Below are 15136 nucleotides of genomic sequence, written 5' to 3'. Positions count from 1 at the left end.
TCTTTCATAATTTAATCTACCTATCACCCGCTATATAATGGGTAATTCCATCTCAAAGCTCATGCTCTCGAGGATTGATCTCTTAGCCAAATATCTCAGCTAAGTCATTCATCGTCCTTAAATCTTAAAATAGAGAGAATTCTCATCTCTCGCCTACCTCGTGATACGTTATCGAGTATCAAACCGCAGAAAAAAGACATCACCGCGATCAAAGCTATTGAGCTAGACAAAACAGCTGTAGGTAGCCTCTCAACCAATCCTGTATCAACAAAATCAACAATGACGGGGATACCCAAGATCAATGAAATAAAACCTAGCAATATCGAGAGAGAGCCAAAGAAAAACATCGGCTTTACATCTCTCAATAAGAACAAGATAAAATTTAGAATCTTGAGACCATCGCTCAAGGTGTTCAGTTTGCTGGTAGTCCCTTCAGGTCTAGATTGGTATTGAGTCGAGACTTCTTTGATTGACATATTATGGTGTAACGCATGCACGGTAAGTTCTGTTTCTATCTGGAAACCATCGCTGAAGATAGGTGCGGTTTTGACAAATCTATGGCTCATAATTCGATAGCCAGAAAACACATCATTCAATTGCGCATTGAATGCTAAGTTAATCAGAGATGAAAACATCTTGTTCCCAAGGATATGTCCCTTGGGATAAGCCATTGAAGTTCGCTCGCGACTGCCAATGATCATATCGAGCTTTTCATTATTTAGTTGGTCGATCAGCTCGGGGCATATTGAGGCGTCATAGGTATCATCACCATCAGCCATCACATAGATATCGGCGTCGATATCAGAAAACATCCGCCTCACAACCTCCCCTTTACCTTGGCGCGGCTCATGTCGCACAATCGCCCCTGCTTGTAACGCCTCGTTGACCGTGTTGTCGGTTGAATTATTGTCATAAACATAAATGGATGCATCAGGTAAGGCTTGTTGAAAAGACGTGACCGTTTCACCAATGGCTCCGGCTTCGTTATAACATGGGAGTAATACTGCGACTTTCTGTTTATTCATGCTCACTCCTTACTTTAAAAACTCGATAACCATCCTCAATTCCATCATATGTAACGTCTAACCAAGCCGGAATATTATCCCCATGAAGTCTCCTAACTAAAGAGTCCTCGCTTCCAGAGTCCTTTAGAAGAGTTAAATGAGGGTCATTACCGATCAATATATAATCAACCTTTTTATCGACTATTTTGTTCCTTGCTAGAAGCATGTCCTCTTCTAACATCACTTCGATTAAAAATTGGTTACCCACAATATTTCTATGATAAGGCGCGGCGATTATAGTGTTGTTCGTTTTGGCCAATACAGGTGCACCTGTTTCTATTCCTGAAAGAATTGTATGAGAGTTGATACCGTTATCTTTCAGCACCTTAAAGATGACTGGTAACTTGTCGGTCTTATCAAGTTTGGTAGTCACTTCCTCTGCTGGAGATAAAGCGAGAATGACAAACGCTAACGCCAATGGAGTACCTGAGAAAATAATCAGCATTTTCAGTAGTGAATACCTAACGTATTCAGACACTTTAATTACAAAATATGCTTGAAAAGGTGCCGCCAAAACAAAACACAACCTCATCACTCTAATCTGCCAAAACATCGCAAGGGCTAAATTAAACATAAAAATGAGATACAAGATTGCACAGTGTGGGTTTTTATTTCGAAAGAATGGATACAACATTGCGGGAACTAATAGCAACAAATAATTATCCACTGAAAAAAAGCCATTCATTGCTATGTATGTTGCGACAGATTTAGCTTCGGCAACTTGATCAAGCCAATACAGCTTTAATATCGGTGGGTAATCAATAAACAAAGCACTAGTCAGTGAGGGGTAAAGAATAACAACCGGAAGTAAACACAACAAACCAAGAAAAACAAACAATAAAAACCTTTGAGTTAAGTTTTTTCTATTATTATTCAATAAGTTGAAAGCATTAACAAACACCCAACCACTAAAAAAAAGAATGATGATAATAAATGAGATTTCATCATATTTAAAAGCAAAGAACTCATCATAAGGCCTATTTAATAAAACAGCACAAGCTCCAAAAATCGAACAAGTTACGTATAACTTAGAGACATAACTAAACCACTCGTCACGAACGAAGCAGTAATACACAGTATAAATAATTAAGAAAATCATAAACAACAAAACATTATCCATCCCAGTCCATAGAGATAGAGACACGAAAACGGCCTGAGCATACACTCGCCATGATTGCCTTAGGTTGTTGATAGAAGTCGGTGTTACTGATAAGAAGAGCGTTGCCAAAATAAGTTGAACATTATGATGGTCAATAGAACCAGGTAAGAAGTGTATTATCGCAGGAGAAAAAATAGCAAACATCGTGCTGATAAAGCGGTACTTAGCGCCTAAGAAACGTTCGCATAGGTAAAAGCACGATAATGCGAAGAACAATAAATAAAGCAAAGGGACAATAGAAATCGAGATAGTATAAGCAAGGCTATCATCAACCATAAATATCAATGGGAAAGCGACTGAAGAGAGCATTAGATCAGGAAATCGAGACCAATGAATAATAATACCGTCATCGGCATTAAAGTTACTCATTGGCTCTAGGTACCAATGACCATTCCTCATCCACTCCTGAAACTGAACAAAACGCATATAATCGTCATTGTCATTCAGGTTAAGAGCTGAAACACTCTCCCATTTGTAAATAAAGATCACTGTGGCACAAACTAGCCAAAGGGCAGAAATTACAATGATATCTTTATTAAAGCTTTCGCTTTTAGGCAATATGAATATCCTTTTCATTGAGCCAAAATCAAATTCCTATTGTTCCATCTCTCTCACTTCCGCTAGTGCTCTGTTCAAGTTTTCATTAGCCACTTTATAGTAAGATGATTTTTTATCGATAGCTTGCTGTAAATATGGAACCGCCTGATCGGGCTTTCCTTGTAATATCAAGAAGTAGCCGACATTATTCAATGCCTCCGGAGCTTCCATATGCCTCATGAATACGTTGGTTGCTTTTTTAATATCCCCAGAGGCTAAATAAATAAGCGCCAAATTATTCTGAGCTTTTTCATTATTCGGCTCTAACTCTAAGGCTGAACGCGTGTATTGATACGCTTCCTTGTAGTTACCGTACATGTAGTGGGAGTAGCCCATATTCAACAAAGCTTTGACTGAACTTTTGTCTATCGTCAGTGATTTTTTAAAGTACTCTTGTGCGATCTGATGCTTTCCGTCAACATCTTCCAGTACACCAATCCCCATATAAGCTAGCGCTGGAGACATACTATCGACCTTCAAACTGGCCACTTCACTTTGGTTCAATGCTTGGTAGTTTTGGATAGTTTCACTGCTTTTTAAACGAACTTGGTCTGAATTAATCGCTTTAAAGAAATAACTACGTCCTTCATCTGTGCGACGTTGTTTGGTGTATAGAACGCCTAACTGCTCCAACACTTCAGTGTGGGCGGGGTTAAAATCTAGCGCTGCAAGGTAAGCTCTTTCGGCCAACGCATAATTACCGCGAGACGAATGTATTTGGCCAATAGTGAACAACGTTTTATCGTGAAACTCTTTTTCAGGGAAAGACAATGAACGTATATATTCATACAACGCCAAGTCTATATTATTGTCACGCAAAGCAATGTCACCGCGCATGATCGCTTCTTTTTCATTAAGCGGTGGATCATCACTAGTCAAAGTATCGATTGGTTTGCCGGAATACAATTCGGCATCAAACTGATTGGTTGGCTCATCGGAAGAAGCACAACCAAGTAGCAAAATTGGCAATAGTAGTAGAAGAAACTTATTGTATAACATCATAAACTTGCTCCCGGCGCAGTTAATGCGTCCATTACGATCAAGAGTCCAGGGCCAAGTGCGACAATGAAAAAGCAAGGCCAAATAAATATCAACATAGGGAATAACATTTTAGTCGGTATTTTCGCCGCAATTTCTTCAGCGGCTTGCTGTCGCTTATCTCTAAAATCTTCAGTATAGTCACGGAGCGTTTGAGCTAAGCTTCCACCCATTCTCGATGCATGAGAAAGCAAAGAAACCAAGCCTTCCAATTCCACTAAACCGGTTCGTTCGATAAGTTGCCTAAGCGCATCAGGCATAGTGACGCCCGCTTGGATTTTAGCAAATACAGTCTCTAGTTCATCCGCGAGCTCCGGCTGAGAGACATAGAGCTCTGATGCAACACGACCAAGAGCCGCATTAAAACCAAGCCCAGATTCAGTACATACAACAAGAAGATCTAGTGCATCAGGGACACCGTTTCTTATTTTTTTCTGACGCTCTTTTTGTAACTTACTCAGTACAATATTTGGCGTAAACGTTCCAAGAAAAACACAGGTCATGATGAGTAAGTTATTGTAGTCTCCACCCAACGATATGTAATAGATCATAAAAGCAGCGACGATACCTATTAAGCTAGATAAAACCTTCAACGCATAGAAAACTGATAATGAACTCTTCTCATGGAACCCAGCATGCATCAGCTTTTCTGAGTAAGTTTCATTATCCTTTTTGTTACCTTTACTTATAAAAGGGCTTAATGATTCAAGCGTATTTGAGAAATCATAGGGTTTGCGGCCACCAACACTTCCCTCTTCAGATATTTGTCTTAGCTTCTTGTCTAAAGGAGATCGAGCTCCTAAAAACAGAAACCCAACAGTCAATGTAAACAAGACAGTAGTGAGCAAAATCATCGCATAAATAACCACCTGAGAGCTGATCCCAAACTCTTCTAACATCTGCTTCCAGACTTCAATATTGAGTAGTTCCATAAGTTAAATCTCTATGCTGATGATCTTTTTAATCCACAAGGCCCCAATGGCCAAAAGAATAATACCGACACTGACCATCGATAAACCGCGTGGGTCTTTATAAAGTGGCTCGATATATTCGGGACTAGCCACCCGTAATGCGAAAAACAAACCAAAAGGGGATAATGTTAAAATCCATGCTGATAAGCGACTTTCAGCAGAGAGTGTTTTTACCTTCCTTTCCAGTTTAAAACGCGCTCTAAGTACTTCTGATACCTTTTGCAGGTTCTCAGATAAATTACCCCCAGTCTCTTTTTGCAACATTACGGCACTAGAAAAAGCCAACATTGATACAGTGGGTACTCGCTCTGTCATCTGTAAAATCGCTAGACGTAAATCATAACCATAATTAAGTAAGTTATAGGTGTTCTTAAATTCGGTACCTATTGGGTCAGGAAGCTCTTCGCCAACCTCATTAAATGATTGAACGAGCGGTTGCCCTGCTTGTAAGGCACGTCGAATAATATCCAACGCCTCAGGAAGTTGTTCTTCAAATCGAGCCATTCGGTAAGTCACTCGGTTTTGCACAAACAAGTAAGCAATAACCCAAACGAAAATGAATGCCGCGACACTTATGAACCACACTTGGTTGGTCATTATCGATATCAATGAGAGCAATACAGCGCAAAGAGAAATAATCAGTAAGAATCGGCTTAATGCCACTTTCATACCTGCCAGTTCCAACATTTTTTTCAAGCCCGCGAAAAAAGAGATAACGATGAGCTTACGATCCAGCGGGGAGAGTTCTTTGTTATAGTGCTCTTTGAGTAATGACAAACTCTCTGCATCGATATTACGTTGCGTCTCTTTCAAGCGACGAGACAGCTCTTTATGCTTCGCTTTCTTACCAGCAGCAGGTAACAACAACGCTTGGGAAATAAAAAGCACTGCGATAAACAATAGGCCTAATGAAACGCTTACATTGTCCATAATCTCTCCTTAACCTTTGGTCTCACTAAAGAGCTCGAAAGGCAGGTCGAGTCCCCGTTTGACTAACTGGTCATGGTATTGAGGCACAACTCCCGTTGCCGTGAAATAACCGATAATATTGCCATCTTCATCAATACCTTTACGCTGAAAACGGAAAATTTCCGACATAGTAATGACCTCACCTTCCATGCCGTTGATCTCTTGGATACTCACCATACGACGCTTACCATCTTCTTGGCGTTCCATTTGAACAACAAGGTGGATAGCCGAAGCTATTTGCGCTCGTAAGTTTTTGGTTGATATGTTCCACCCAGCCATCGAAAACATGTTTTCGACACGACTCAAGGCATCACGGGGGGTATTTGCGTGAATGGTGGCAAGTGAACCATCATGACCCGTGTTCATCGCCGCTAGCATGTCAACGGCTTCGCTACCACGTACCTCCCCGACCACGATTCGATCAGGTCGCATACGTAAGGTATTTTTAACCAATTCGCGCTGGCTAATTTCTCCCTTCCCTTCAAGGTTGGCAGGGCGGGTTTCTAAGCGAATTACATGAGGTTGTTGAAGTTGTAATTCCGCCGAGTCTTCTATGGTAATAATTCGTTGATCTCGAGGAATAAAGCCAGAAAAAATATTCAGTGTTGTCGTTTTACCAGAGCCAGTCCCTCCGGAGATTAAGATATTTAATTCACCTTTAACCGCAGCTTCGACAAACTTAGCCATCTGAGGAGACACTGAGTCATAGTCAATCAAGTTATCCATAGTCAAACGGTCAACAGCAAAGCGACGGATAGAAACGGAAGGACCATCAAGTGCGAGAGGCGGGATAATTGCGTTAACACGTGAACCATCAACTAAGCGCGCATCTACCATAGGTGACGCTTCATCTATGCGGCGCCCTACTTGGCTTACGATGCGGTCGATAATGTTTCTCAGATGGCGGTCATCAAGAAAAGTATAGGGCGTTTTTTCGAGTTTACCTCTTCGCTCAACGTAAACACTTTTAGGGCCGTTGACCAATATATCTGACACGGTTTGATCAGCTAATAAAGGCTCTAGCGGACCAAGGCCAAAAACCTCATCTTCTATCTGCTTGATAACCCGCTTGCGCCCTTCCGCACTCAATGCATGGCTACCATCTTCAGCCATTAACTGTACGATGGCTTCGTGTAAATCGAGCTTAGCGCGCTCTTTCTCCAAGCTAGAAAGTAATCCTAAATCTAGGGTCTCCAGCAGCTGCTTATGAAAGAAGTGTTTGATTGAGAGCTCCTGCTCTAAAACCTTTCGAGCCTCATCAATCGCCTTCTCCTTTTCAACGCTCGCTTCCGTATTTCGAGAGTGACTAGACGCCTCCACATTGGATAAACGGTCAACAGGATTGGCATCTTCTGAATCATGCGAAATCTGTTCTACTTTTTTTTCAAACTCTGGATTTACATTTTTTCGTTTAAAGAACATCACAATCCCTCGTGTTTACTTTTCATCAACCCATTATGAAAACAACTTTTTCAGCCACCCTTTCTCTTCTTGTTCTGGTGGTGATAGAACATGAGACAAATCGATGATAGAGCGAGTAATAGAGCTTTTCTTTCTCGACTGAACTAAGGGCTGTCCCAAGTTGGCACTCTCCAGCGCAACTTTAAAATCGTTAGGCATAAGATGTATATTGTGATTACCCACCGCCTGCTCTACATCTTTTAACTTAATTGAATGTCGCTTTTCATAACGGTTGAGAATGACCTCTATTGAGTCGCTTTGTAGGCCATATTCAAACTTCAAAGACTTAATTAATCGACTGGTGTTTTTGACTGAGACTAAACTTTGTTGCAAAACCAAAAGCACTTTCGTCGCAGGTGATATTGCTGATGCAAACACGTGGTCTAAGCCTCTAGACAGGTCAATGATCACATAAGGGTAAAAACGACGCAGAATTGGAAGTAATCTGCCAATTTTCTGAGCCTGTTCGAAATCATCTGCGTTATTTTCATGCTTAAAGCTTAGAACATGGAGACCCGATTCGTGTTTATTTACCAATGACCCCAAAGACATTTCATCCAAATCATTAGAACTGTTGATTGCATCCGAAACACTATAAGTGGGGGTTATGTTCAAATAATCAGGTATCACGCCAAATTGAAGATCGATATCGAGTAAAAGCACTTCGTTAGGATGTTGCGTGGCCATTTCAATGGCAGTATTTAACGCTAAGGTGGTTGCTCCCATCCCTCCCTTGGTGTTCAAAAACAAGATAAACTCTCCGTAACTGGAGTTCTCAAGCTTTTCAGAGGCCGTTTTCTTCAAGAGTGGCAGTAGGTCTGATAGGGTCACATTGTGAGACAAAAAATCTGAAGCTCCTAAACGCAGTGCGATTTTTAGTGACCCATTATCACTTTCATCACCGAGCACAACTAAAGACAGGTCCTTGTCTTCTAAAGACAAATCATACCCTTGCAACTCAACCATTTTTTGCGCCCAATTCCCGTGAGCTTCAACGAAAATAAGCTCTGGAACATCCGCACTTTTTAAGTACTCTTCACTCATTGCCGCAAGAGAAAACGACGTCACATGAACATTTCGGCATTTTTTTAGCTCTTGACTCATATGCGAGTGAAAGCCGTCAGTACTATGGACTAACCAAACCTTTAGATTCGTTCTTAAACGAGTCATATCCTTATCGTTTTCATTCGGCGTTATTTTGATCGCTTCCCCCATACATTTATCTCCTTTTAAATAACCGCTTATGGGCATCTATTCCATATATTAGGGCTAGTTTCAGTTTGAGGCCTCACCACTCCCAAACTTTCTGCTGGTAGTATTGTTTCAAACGCAGGGGCTGCAAGAAATCCATTATTTCCTAGAAAGCTTAGGTTACTGATTAACTGAATGCCATAGCCCGTAGCCCTAGCACGCACAAATTTAATATCACCAAAGTTCGCTTCAAAATCAGAAGCAATCTCTCCCCCGCTCGCGTCTAAGTACGCCACTTCTAAATTCGCATTAGTAAACCCAACCAGAGGAATATCATTCACCACCATTCCCGCAATATTATCTCTATCAAGGACGTAGCATACCGTCGCTAACCTAGCGGCCTTCCTAGTCGCCTCACTGACCATTTGCAGCGAAAATATATAGGCACCCAACGCTAAAATGAGAAAGAGCAGTAGAAAAATTAACGATGAGACTAAAGTGAACTCAATAATGGCAAGCCCTTTGGTTCGTCTTTTAAGCCTTTTCATCACAATACCCTCATCACTGAAGTCACACTTAACGGAATAGAAAAACTTGTGGCGGATAAAGGAATAGACAAAAACAGCGGCACATAGTCATACGTCACGCTGACTCGCACATAGCTGTCAATAGAGGGTGGTGTTACCGTTACATCTGATGTCGTCAATGTAGATAGTACTGCCGTCCCCACGCTGCTCTGACCGTAAACCACCACATTTTGAATCTCCAAAGTTGGTGCAATAGTGCCACCTTTAGTATCGTAAACCTCACTAACAGCATATCGTGCGCCATTTTGCACAGATTTAGAGATAACATTGTAGTGAATCAGAACATTGCCAAGCTCGATCACCAAACCCAAAAAAAACAATAACACGGGGGTCGCAATGACCATCTCTACAGCAGCAAAACCACGTTGATGTTTATTAGATAGTGTCATAATTACGACTCCCCGCTATCAGGATCCTTATACAAAACAATCCTGTAAGCCCCTTCGGTTGTCGACTGATTACTACCAGAGCCACCAGTGACACTGCAAGAATGTATAAACTCACCAAAAACGGCGGGTGTACCTGAGTTGTTAGTTGGTGCTTTTTGCAACAAGAAAAAGCAGCCGATCTTGTGTACGGTAAAGTCAGTTGCACCACCACTTTTACCTGAGCAATCCACCATAGGTATAGGTAAAATTCTGCGCCAAGCAACACCATTAGATGCGCATCCAGAACCGCCACTTGCTATACAAGCATTAGTATCTAACTTATATTGAGCGTAATCGTAGCTCTCGTCGAAAGTTATCTCTCCGGTATTGGCGTCAATCGTTATTTCATTGGTAGGTTCTGTGGTCACATAATCAGAAGGGTAATCGGATGCCGATAAGCCACCGCCATAATCACCAAAACGAGTATTCAAACCATCACCTGTCGGACCAACCGTACCACCTGGTTTGGTTGTGATATCTTCACCAATTTTAACTGGCTGATCATAACTACCACCTAAGCCTTCTTTGATTGTTTTACCACCGGAACCAAAGTCCAACAGGTGGTAATTACCATTGCCCATTTCAGATAAGCTATTATCTCCCACCTTCAAGGCATGAACCGTCCCTACCTCATAGCCAAATACATTAACTATCTCTTCACCTGTCACATCATGAAAGCCGTCTTCTGGAGAAATGTCGTTATCTGAGGTGCCATCACCAATACACACCCCAATGGGTACAACATTATTATAAGCTAGGCCTGAACTCGGACCTGCAACAGCACTTGCCGATACCACTTTTTCAAGGCCAAACAGTTGAATAAAGAATTCATCCATCTCTAGTGCATCTACACGAACACGCACATAAACATCATTATTTGCACTAAAAGTTGCACTGCCAGTGAAGTCCTGTGGATCATTGGAATAATCAATGTTTATAGAAGCAGTAGAGAAATCAATTTCTTGATTCCCAGTTGAAGCCGCCATGGCATTGAGTGCCGTACCCACTTCTGCGTCTACAGCATCTTTATCTTTACTATTGTCTAATATGGTTGCGGCAGCCAACGCTGCAGAATCGACTGCATTTTGTAAGCGCGTTTTATTTACAACCATATGGTTTATGTCTACAGCTAGCGCTGAGACAGCTAAAAAAACCAGCAAGGCAGCGGTAATCATCACCGCAACTAAGCCTTGTTGTTTTTTAGGGCTTTGTGATACTCGATACAACATATGAGTACCTCCAGATTTAGTTAAAATCTTCTAAGATCTGGCTACTACTTCCGGACAGATCATTTTCACCTCTGCCAACATATCTGTCGTAACCAGTCTGCATCCGCTCCCCTGTACCATCAGGTACTTCGAGTAAATTCTCTTGGGTCGCATTAGGGTTATACGTTTGCTCTGTTTTCACTAGTGCTACCGAGTGCCCTAAACGAGCATCGTTCGCACAGCCAACCAATAACATTGTGAGAAAGATCATCATTATTTTAGTCATATCTATCCCCTTATAAATCATGCCCAAATGAGCCTTCGCTACCACCATCGGTCGGTGATATATCCTGTGAAGCTTGAGATTGTTCTGATTCAGATTCAGACGGTTCAGCGATGTAAGCGCTTCGGCCTAACAAGTAATATTCCAAATCATTAGGATCAACAAAGGCATCAGTTGGTAACGTCACTTTCGTTCGGTCAATAGGTTTAGCGAGTCGAGGAGTAACAAGAATAACGAGCTCTGTCTCACCAGATACATACTCTTGGCTATTGAAAAGCTGACCTAAAATCGGCACATCGCCAAAGCCTGGCATCTTGTTACTGATGTCCCTAACATTCTCACTCAACAACCCCGCAATACCGATGGTTTGACCGTCGGCTAACTCAAGCGTCGACGATGCACTTCTTCGGGTAATAGGAGGGATAAAGTAAGTCGCATTGGTGGTACCAGGATCAATCGTTAACGAGCTACTATTGGCAATCTCACTCACATCAACCGCTAAGTTTAGGTTGATTTTTTTGTCACTGAGTACCGTGGGGATGAACTTTAAACCTACACCATATTCTTTATATTCAATGGTAATACCATCTTCGTCAGGCACCGGAATGGGAAATTCTCCCCCCGCTAAAAACTCAGCCTTTGAACCGCTTAGCGCGGTTAAGTTCGGTTCAGCCAAGACTTTTGCCACACCATTTTGTTTTGCTACGTCCAATGCGAAAGTAAACAATGTATTACTATCAATGAAAGAACCTAAAATACCGTAATCAGTAGAGGTAGGAATATTGAAAATAGGGGTTGCACCTAACACACCGGCAGGGACTGAAGACGCCCCCCAAGAAAAGTCAGATCCACTGGTTTGGAAGAAATGGAAGTTCGCATCAAACTTTCTTACCAAGCTTCTTTGAACCTCAGCAACCGTCACCTCTAACATCACCTGCTGAGCCCCTCCGATCGACATCAAATTAATAACACCTGTCGCTGCAGCTTGTTCACTTCCACTTTCTTTTGATGCGTCAGCAGCCTGCCCTGACGAATAGGTTTCTGCGATTCGCATCGCCACATTCATTTGTTGTTGGTTACTGACCTGACCGCTCAATAATAGACGGTTCTGCGCACTGTGCACTTCGATAGTTTCATCAGGAAGGAACTCATATAATTTAGCTTTGAGGCTATTAAGATCATGAGTAACCTCAATGTTAATAGACTCAATCAACCGACCTCGAGAGTCCCAAGCCATTAGGTTTGTCGCACCTAATTTTTTACCAATTAGAAACACTTCATTTGATTTTAAAATTACAATATCTAAAACTTCAGGATCACCAAGAGAAACCTTCGCCGCCTTTCCCGACAGCACGACATGCGTAGATTTATGATGTGGAACCGTGACTGTTTTTCCCGTTTGTAACGCCGCAACACTGGCCGTCGAAATACAAATCAGGCTCAAAACACACGCAATTAATATTCTCATATTTCACCTCAATCCTTGACGCGCACATTAGATGTTTCTGTACCTTTGATAATGGTGACACTTGGTCTAGGCACATATCGACGAACCACTTTTTTCTCAACTTCATGTGGGTTTCTCAAAGTCAGCTGAATATCGCCTTTGCTTTTAGCCGTGAGAAGTTTCTCTGCCTCTTTCGGCGTCATCTCAAGTGTTACCGCTCGTACAATAATCGGACTGTTTTCTTTCGTTTTAGCCGTTTGGTCGACAGCCAAAACCTTAATGTCTTTTAATACTGTTTGAGTCGCTGCAGAATTTTTTCCGTAAGAAACGGTATTGAGAATATCAACCTTGTTACCCGGTAATAAGAAACCCGCCACACCAATAACATCATCAACACGTATCGTTACCGCACGTTTATTTTCAGGGATAAGAGCTGCAAGCGTTGACCCTTCTCCTGGTACAGTAAATCGTAACTTGTGAAGCACCTCTCCCGCATAGACAGTATTCGCAACAACCTTGCCAATAAGCTCTGCTTTATCCGAATAGTTATTTTCATTAATCCAATCAACTTCCATCAATCTGGTGGTTAAAAACTGCTCCTCGATAATAGTTCCGGCTTCAATTTCTTGTGATGCGACAACAACGGGGTGACGCTCGACCGTTTCAACTTCAACGGTTGGCTGAACTTGATCATCCATCCACTGCTTAGCAAAAAATACAGCCGCTAAGCCGAATACTACGGACAGTAAAAACAGTAGGAAAACTTGACTCTTATTCATTATTCTCTTCCTCGTGTCCATCAGAGGTAAAATAAACTTCCCATGCCATGGAAAGAATATCGAATGTGATAACAGGTGGTAGCTGCTCAAACGAAAGAATATCTTTGCTTATACCAACGAGATCTTTCGGTAAACATGGGAAAAGTGGCACCTTAAGCAGCGTGTGCATTTGAGACAAACGCTCAAAAAATCCGTCTTGAAGCTCGACCTCTTTATCAGCAACGACGCTCATCCATAAAGCTTCATAATCTCGCTGATTAAGTGGCTTGAATTCAATCTTGTAACCTAAACGACGTAAAAAGGCAGGATCGCTTATTTTCTTGGGGTTTAGATTGGTAGAAAAGGCAAGGGTTAATACAAATGGCATCGTTATCTGCTGACCATTAGGCAGCGACAAATAGTCGAATGAGTACTCCATCGGTACAATCCAACGGTTAAGAAGCGCATCCACCGGCATGGGCTGACGACCAAGATCATCAATGACAAAAATCCCATTATTTGCCATCATTTGAACTGGTGCTAACCAAACTCGACTATTTTCTGAATGATTAACTTCAAGCATATCCATTGTCAGTTCACCCCCAACTTGGATATTTGGCCTTTCACAATTAAGCCAACGCTTGTCGTACTGATCTTTGAGGGAAATACTTTGATCGCTGCCGTTACTATCCAACGGTTTATGATGTTGCGCCGAGAACACCTTGATAATGTTACCTAATGCATAGACTGCATAAGGAATAAATACAGAGGTGTGCAAAGCATTCACAATACGGCTCGCGACAAATGTTTTACCTGTACCAGCGTGCCCATATAACAACAAAGCACGTCCAGAATTGATTGCAGGCCCTAGCACTGAAATCATTTTATCGACACCATATACATCATCCAGTGCTGCTTCGACATGTGGCCGAGTCACTAGCTCTGCTCTCAGGTCTTGCTGCTTTACAACATCACTATATTGGGTAAGTGAAACAGGTGCGGGGCCTAAATAAGCATCACGTTTAAAGGCAAGATCAGCTTCTTCCAGCCCTTTCTCAGAAAGGGAGTAACGGACATGACTATGGGATACTGATGATAGAGAAAGATCTGAGGTAGGCTGAAATACCTCAATTAACGACTTCTTCCTTAAAACGGCCAGAGCACTTTCCACAATATGGGTGACAACACACATATAATTAGAGAGTTCTAATACATCCGACTTAGGGTAAGCAGACAAATGCTTGAGTACGAGGTTTTCAATAACGACTTCAGGAACACCCAACATATCAATAGATGTAGGAACGGCCGGGGCTGAAATTTGAGGCTTCAAAGTTGTTGGAGCAGTACGCCCTATAATATCCATATATTATTCCTCTCCACAAAGCTAACCAACAACAGGTTTAAGTAAAGTAGCTATACATCGCTAATCCCATGACAACAGAGGGTGCAAAAGGCATCGTCACCTTATTTGAATACCTAGCGTGCAAACTAGTACTTTCATTTGATACTGGTGCTACTCCACCAAGCACAATTAGCTTATTTTCAAAATAGCCTTTGATACTAAGACTGTTCGAGTTGGAAAAGTTATATAGCAAGTAGAAAGTCCCGATCACTCCAGCAGAAAGTAAGATAAAGTACGATGCATCAAGTAGTTGTCCCCACCCAAGATACATCCCTACAATACCTAATAGCTTCACATCTCCTGCAGACATAGCTCTTAAAAAATATAAGAGTAATCCAAAACAAAAAAACACCACGAATCCAACTAAGGACATTAAAAAAACATCAAAGGTGTAATTGCGGTCAAACATTGATAAAAAGTACACAAACAAAAACAGTATCAATATTTTGTTTGGTATACGATGTTTCTCAACATCGTATACCGAAACTGCAATTAGCAACGCCCAAAAAACTGAAGGCTCATTAATCATATATTCAATTCATACACTCGAAAAAATGCTCTGGATTTTGCTAA

At 41.6% G+C, this 15136-nt stretch carries 15 protein-coding genes; all 15 read right to left on the bottom strand.

The genetic code is table 11. The annotated features are described in order from the left end of the window. Positions 1-104: 104 nt before the first annotated feature. The 15 genes from CWO08_RS03270 to CWO08_RS03200 are packed head-to-tail and all read right to left on the bottom strand — an operon-like array spanning position 105 to position 15092. A complete protein-coding gene (locus CWO08_RS03270) occupies positions 105-1025 on the bottom strand; it encodes a glycosyltransferase family 2 protein (protein WP_048658128.1) in 921 nt (306 codons plus the stop codon). Further along, positions 1018-2799, bottom strand: coding sequence for a hypothetical protein (locus tag CWO08_RS03265; RefSeq protein WP_108019878.1), 1782 nt, complete (start codon positions 2797-2799; stop codon positions 1018-1020). Before CWO08_RS03265 ends, CWO08_RS03270 begins: the two co-directional genes overlap by 8 nt. Positions 2800-2817: 18 nt before the next feature. After that, a complete protein-coding gene (locus CWO08_RS03260; protein ID WP_054542903.1) occupies positions 2818-3822 on the bottom strand; it encodes a lipopolysaccharide assembly protein LapB in 1005 nt (334 codons plus the stop codon). Further along, positions 3819-4790 carry a type II secretion system F family protein gene (locus CWO08_RS03255; protein WP_102432813.1) on the bottom strand — a complete coding sequence of 324 codons (972 nt, stop codon included), beginning with the start codon at positions 4788-4790 and terminating at the stop codon, positions 3819-3821. The genes CWO08_RS03260 and CWO08_RS03255 overlap by 4 nt, the downstream gene beginning before the upstream one ends. Before the next feature lie 3 nt (positions 4791-4793). Continuing rightward, the gene (locus CWO08_RS03250; protein ID WP_019824860.1) at positions 4794-5759 is read right to left on the bottom strand and encodes a type II secretion system F family protein; all 966 of its coding nucleotides are present in this window, start codon (positions 5757-5759) and stop codon (positions 4794-4796) included. 9 nt (positions 5760-5768) lie between these two features. Continuing rightward, complete coding sequence (locus CWO08_RS03245) at positions 5769-7220, bottom strand: CpaF family protein (protein WP_048664540.1); 1452 nt, start codon at positions 7218-7220, stop codon at positions 5769-5771. 33 nt (positions 7221-7253) lie between these two features. Beyond that, positions 7254-8474 carry an AAA family ATPase gene (locus CWO08_RS03240; RefSeq protein WP_048605611.1) on the bottom strand — a complete coding sequence of 407 codons (1221 nt, stop codon included), beginning with the start codon at positions 8472-8474 and terminating at the stop codon, positions 7254-7256. Between the two features lie 26 nt (positions 8475-8500). Continuing rightward, positions 8501-8998 (bottom strand): TadE/TadG family type IV pilus assembly protein, encoded by a 498-nt coding sequence (locus CWO08_RS03235; RefSeq protein ID WP_282450489.1) that lies wholly within the window; start codon positions 8996-8998, stop codon positions 8501-8503. Continuing rightward, the gene (locus tag CWO08_RS03230) at positions 8998-9426 is read right to left on the bottom strand and encodes a TadE/TadG family type IV pilus assembly protein (protein WP_048615566.1); all 429 of its coding nucleotides are present in this window, start codon (positions 9424-9426) and stop codon (positions 8998-9000) included. Before CWO08_RS03230 ends, CWO08_RS03235 begins: the two co-directional genes overlap by 1 nt. Positions 9427-9428: 2 nt before the next feature. Beyond that, positions 9429-10694: a pilus assembly protein TadG-related protein gene (locus CWO08_RS03225; RefSeq protein ID WP_108019876.1), complete on the bottom strand. Its 1266-nt coding sequence runs from the start codon at positions 10692-10694 to the stop codon at positions 9429-9431. A 16-nt stretch (positions 10695-10710) separates the two neighbouring features. Then, positions 10711-11007, bottom strand: a complete 297-nt coding sequence (locus tag CWO08_RS03220; protein WP_170930205.1) for a hypothetical protein — start codon at positions 11005-11007, stop codon at positions 10711-10713. Further along, complete coding sequence (locus tag CWO08_RS03215) at positions 10970-12424, bottom strand: type II and III secretion system protein family protein (RefSeq protein WP_108019874.1); 1455 nt, start codon at positions 12422-12424, stop codon at positions 10970-10972. The genes CWO08_RS03220 and CWO08_RS03215 overlap by 38 nt, the downstream gene beginning before the upstream one ends. 8 nt (positions 12425-12432) lie before the next feature. After that, positions 12433-13182 carry a Flp pilus assembly protein CpaB gene (gene cpaB, locus CWO08_RS03210; RefSeq protein ID WP_048658134.1) on the bottom strand — a complete coding sequence of 250 codons (750 nt, stop codon included), beginning with the start codon at positions 13180-13182 and terminating at the stop codon, positions 12433-12435. Then, entirely contained in the window at positions 13175-14524 is a 1350-nt protein-coding gene (locus CWO08_RS03205) for an ATPase AAA (RefSeq protein ID WP_048658135.1), read from the bottom strand. Before CWO08_RS03205 ends, cpaB begins: the two co-directional genes overlap by 8 nt. A 37-nt stretch (positions 14525-14561) precedes the next feature. Continuing rightward, complete coding sequence (locus tag CWO08_RS03200) at positions 14562-15092, bottom strand: prepilin peptidase (RefSeq protein ID WP_048658136.1); 531 nt, start codon at positions 15090-15092, stop codon at positions 14562-14564. Positions 15093-15136: the final 44 nt, after the last annotated feature.

Source organism: Vibrio sp. 10N.286.48.B8, assembly GCF_003050085.1.
In the GTDB taxonomy this organism is placed as follows: domain Bacteria; phylum Pseudomonadota; class Gammaproteobacteria; order Enterobacterales; family Vibrionaceae; genus Vibrio; species Vibrio crassostreae.
Note: the sequence above shows the minus strand (reverse complement) of the source record. Positions and strands in the feature narration are given on the sequence as shown.

Bases quoted from the DNA above. Each gene is read 5' to 3' on its own strand.
- CWO08_RS03240 (WP_048605611.1), bottom strand. From the start codon at position 8,474: ATGGGGGAAGCGATCAAAATAACGCCGAATGAAAACGATAAGGATATG.
- CWO08_RS03235 (WP_282450489.1), bottom strand. From the start codon at position 8,998: ATGAAAAGGCTTAAAAGACGAACCAAAGGGCTTGCCATTATTGAGTTC.
- CWO08_RS03260 (WP_054542903.1), bottom strand. From the start codon at position 3,822: ATGATGTTATACAATAAGTTTCTTCTACTACTATTGCCAATTTTGCTA.
- CWO08_RS03205 (WP_048658135.1), bottom strand. From the start codon at position 14,524: ATGGATATTATAGGGCGTACTGCTCCAACAACTTTGAAGCCTCAAATT.
- CWO08_RS03255 (WP_102432813.1), bottom strand. From the start codon at position 4,790: ATGGAACTACTCAATATTGAAGTCTGGAAGCAGATGTTAGAAGAGTTT.
- CWO08_RS03265 (WP_108019878.1), bottom strand. From the start codon at position 2,799: ATGAAAAGGATATTCATATTGCCTAAAAGCGAAAGCTTTAATAAAGAT.
- CWO08_RS03245 (WP_048664540.1), bottom strand. From the start codon at position 7,220: ATGTTCTTTAAACGAAAAAATGTAAATCCAGAGTTTGAAAAAAAAGTA.
- CWO08_RS03220 (WP_170930205.1), bottom strand. From the start codon at position 11,007: ATGGTGGTAGCGAAGGCTCATTTGGGCATGATTTATAAGGGGATAGAT.
- CWO08_RS03225 (WP_108019876.1), bottom strand. From the start codon at position 10,694: ATGTTGTATCGAGTATCACAAAGCCCTAAAAAACAACAAGGCTTAGTT.
- CWO08_RS03270 (WP_048658128.1), bottom strand. From the start codon at position 1,025: ATGAATAAACAGAAAGTCGCAGTATTACTCCCATGTTATAACGAAGCC.
- CWO08_RS03230 (WP_048615566.1), bottom strand. From the start codon at position 9,426: ATGACACTATCTAATAAACATCAACGTGGTTTTGCTGCTGTAGAGATG.
- CWO08_RS03250 (WP_019824860.1), bottom strand. From the start codon at position 5,759: ATGGACAATGTAAGCGTTTCATTAGGCCTATTGTTTATCGCAGTGCTT.
- CWO08_RS03200 (WP_048658136.1), bottom strand. From the start codon at position 15,092: ATGATTAATGAGCCTTCAGTTTTTTGGGCGTTGCTAATTGCAGTTTCG.
- CWO08_RS03215 (WP_108019874.1), bottom strand. From the start codon at position 12,424: ATGAGAATATTAATTGCGTGTGTTTTGAGCCTGATTTGTATTTCGACG.
- cpaB (WP_048658134.1), bottom strand. From the start codon at position 13,182: ATGAATAAGAGTCAAGTTTTCCTACTGTTTTTACTGTCCGTAGTATTC.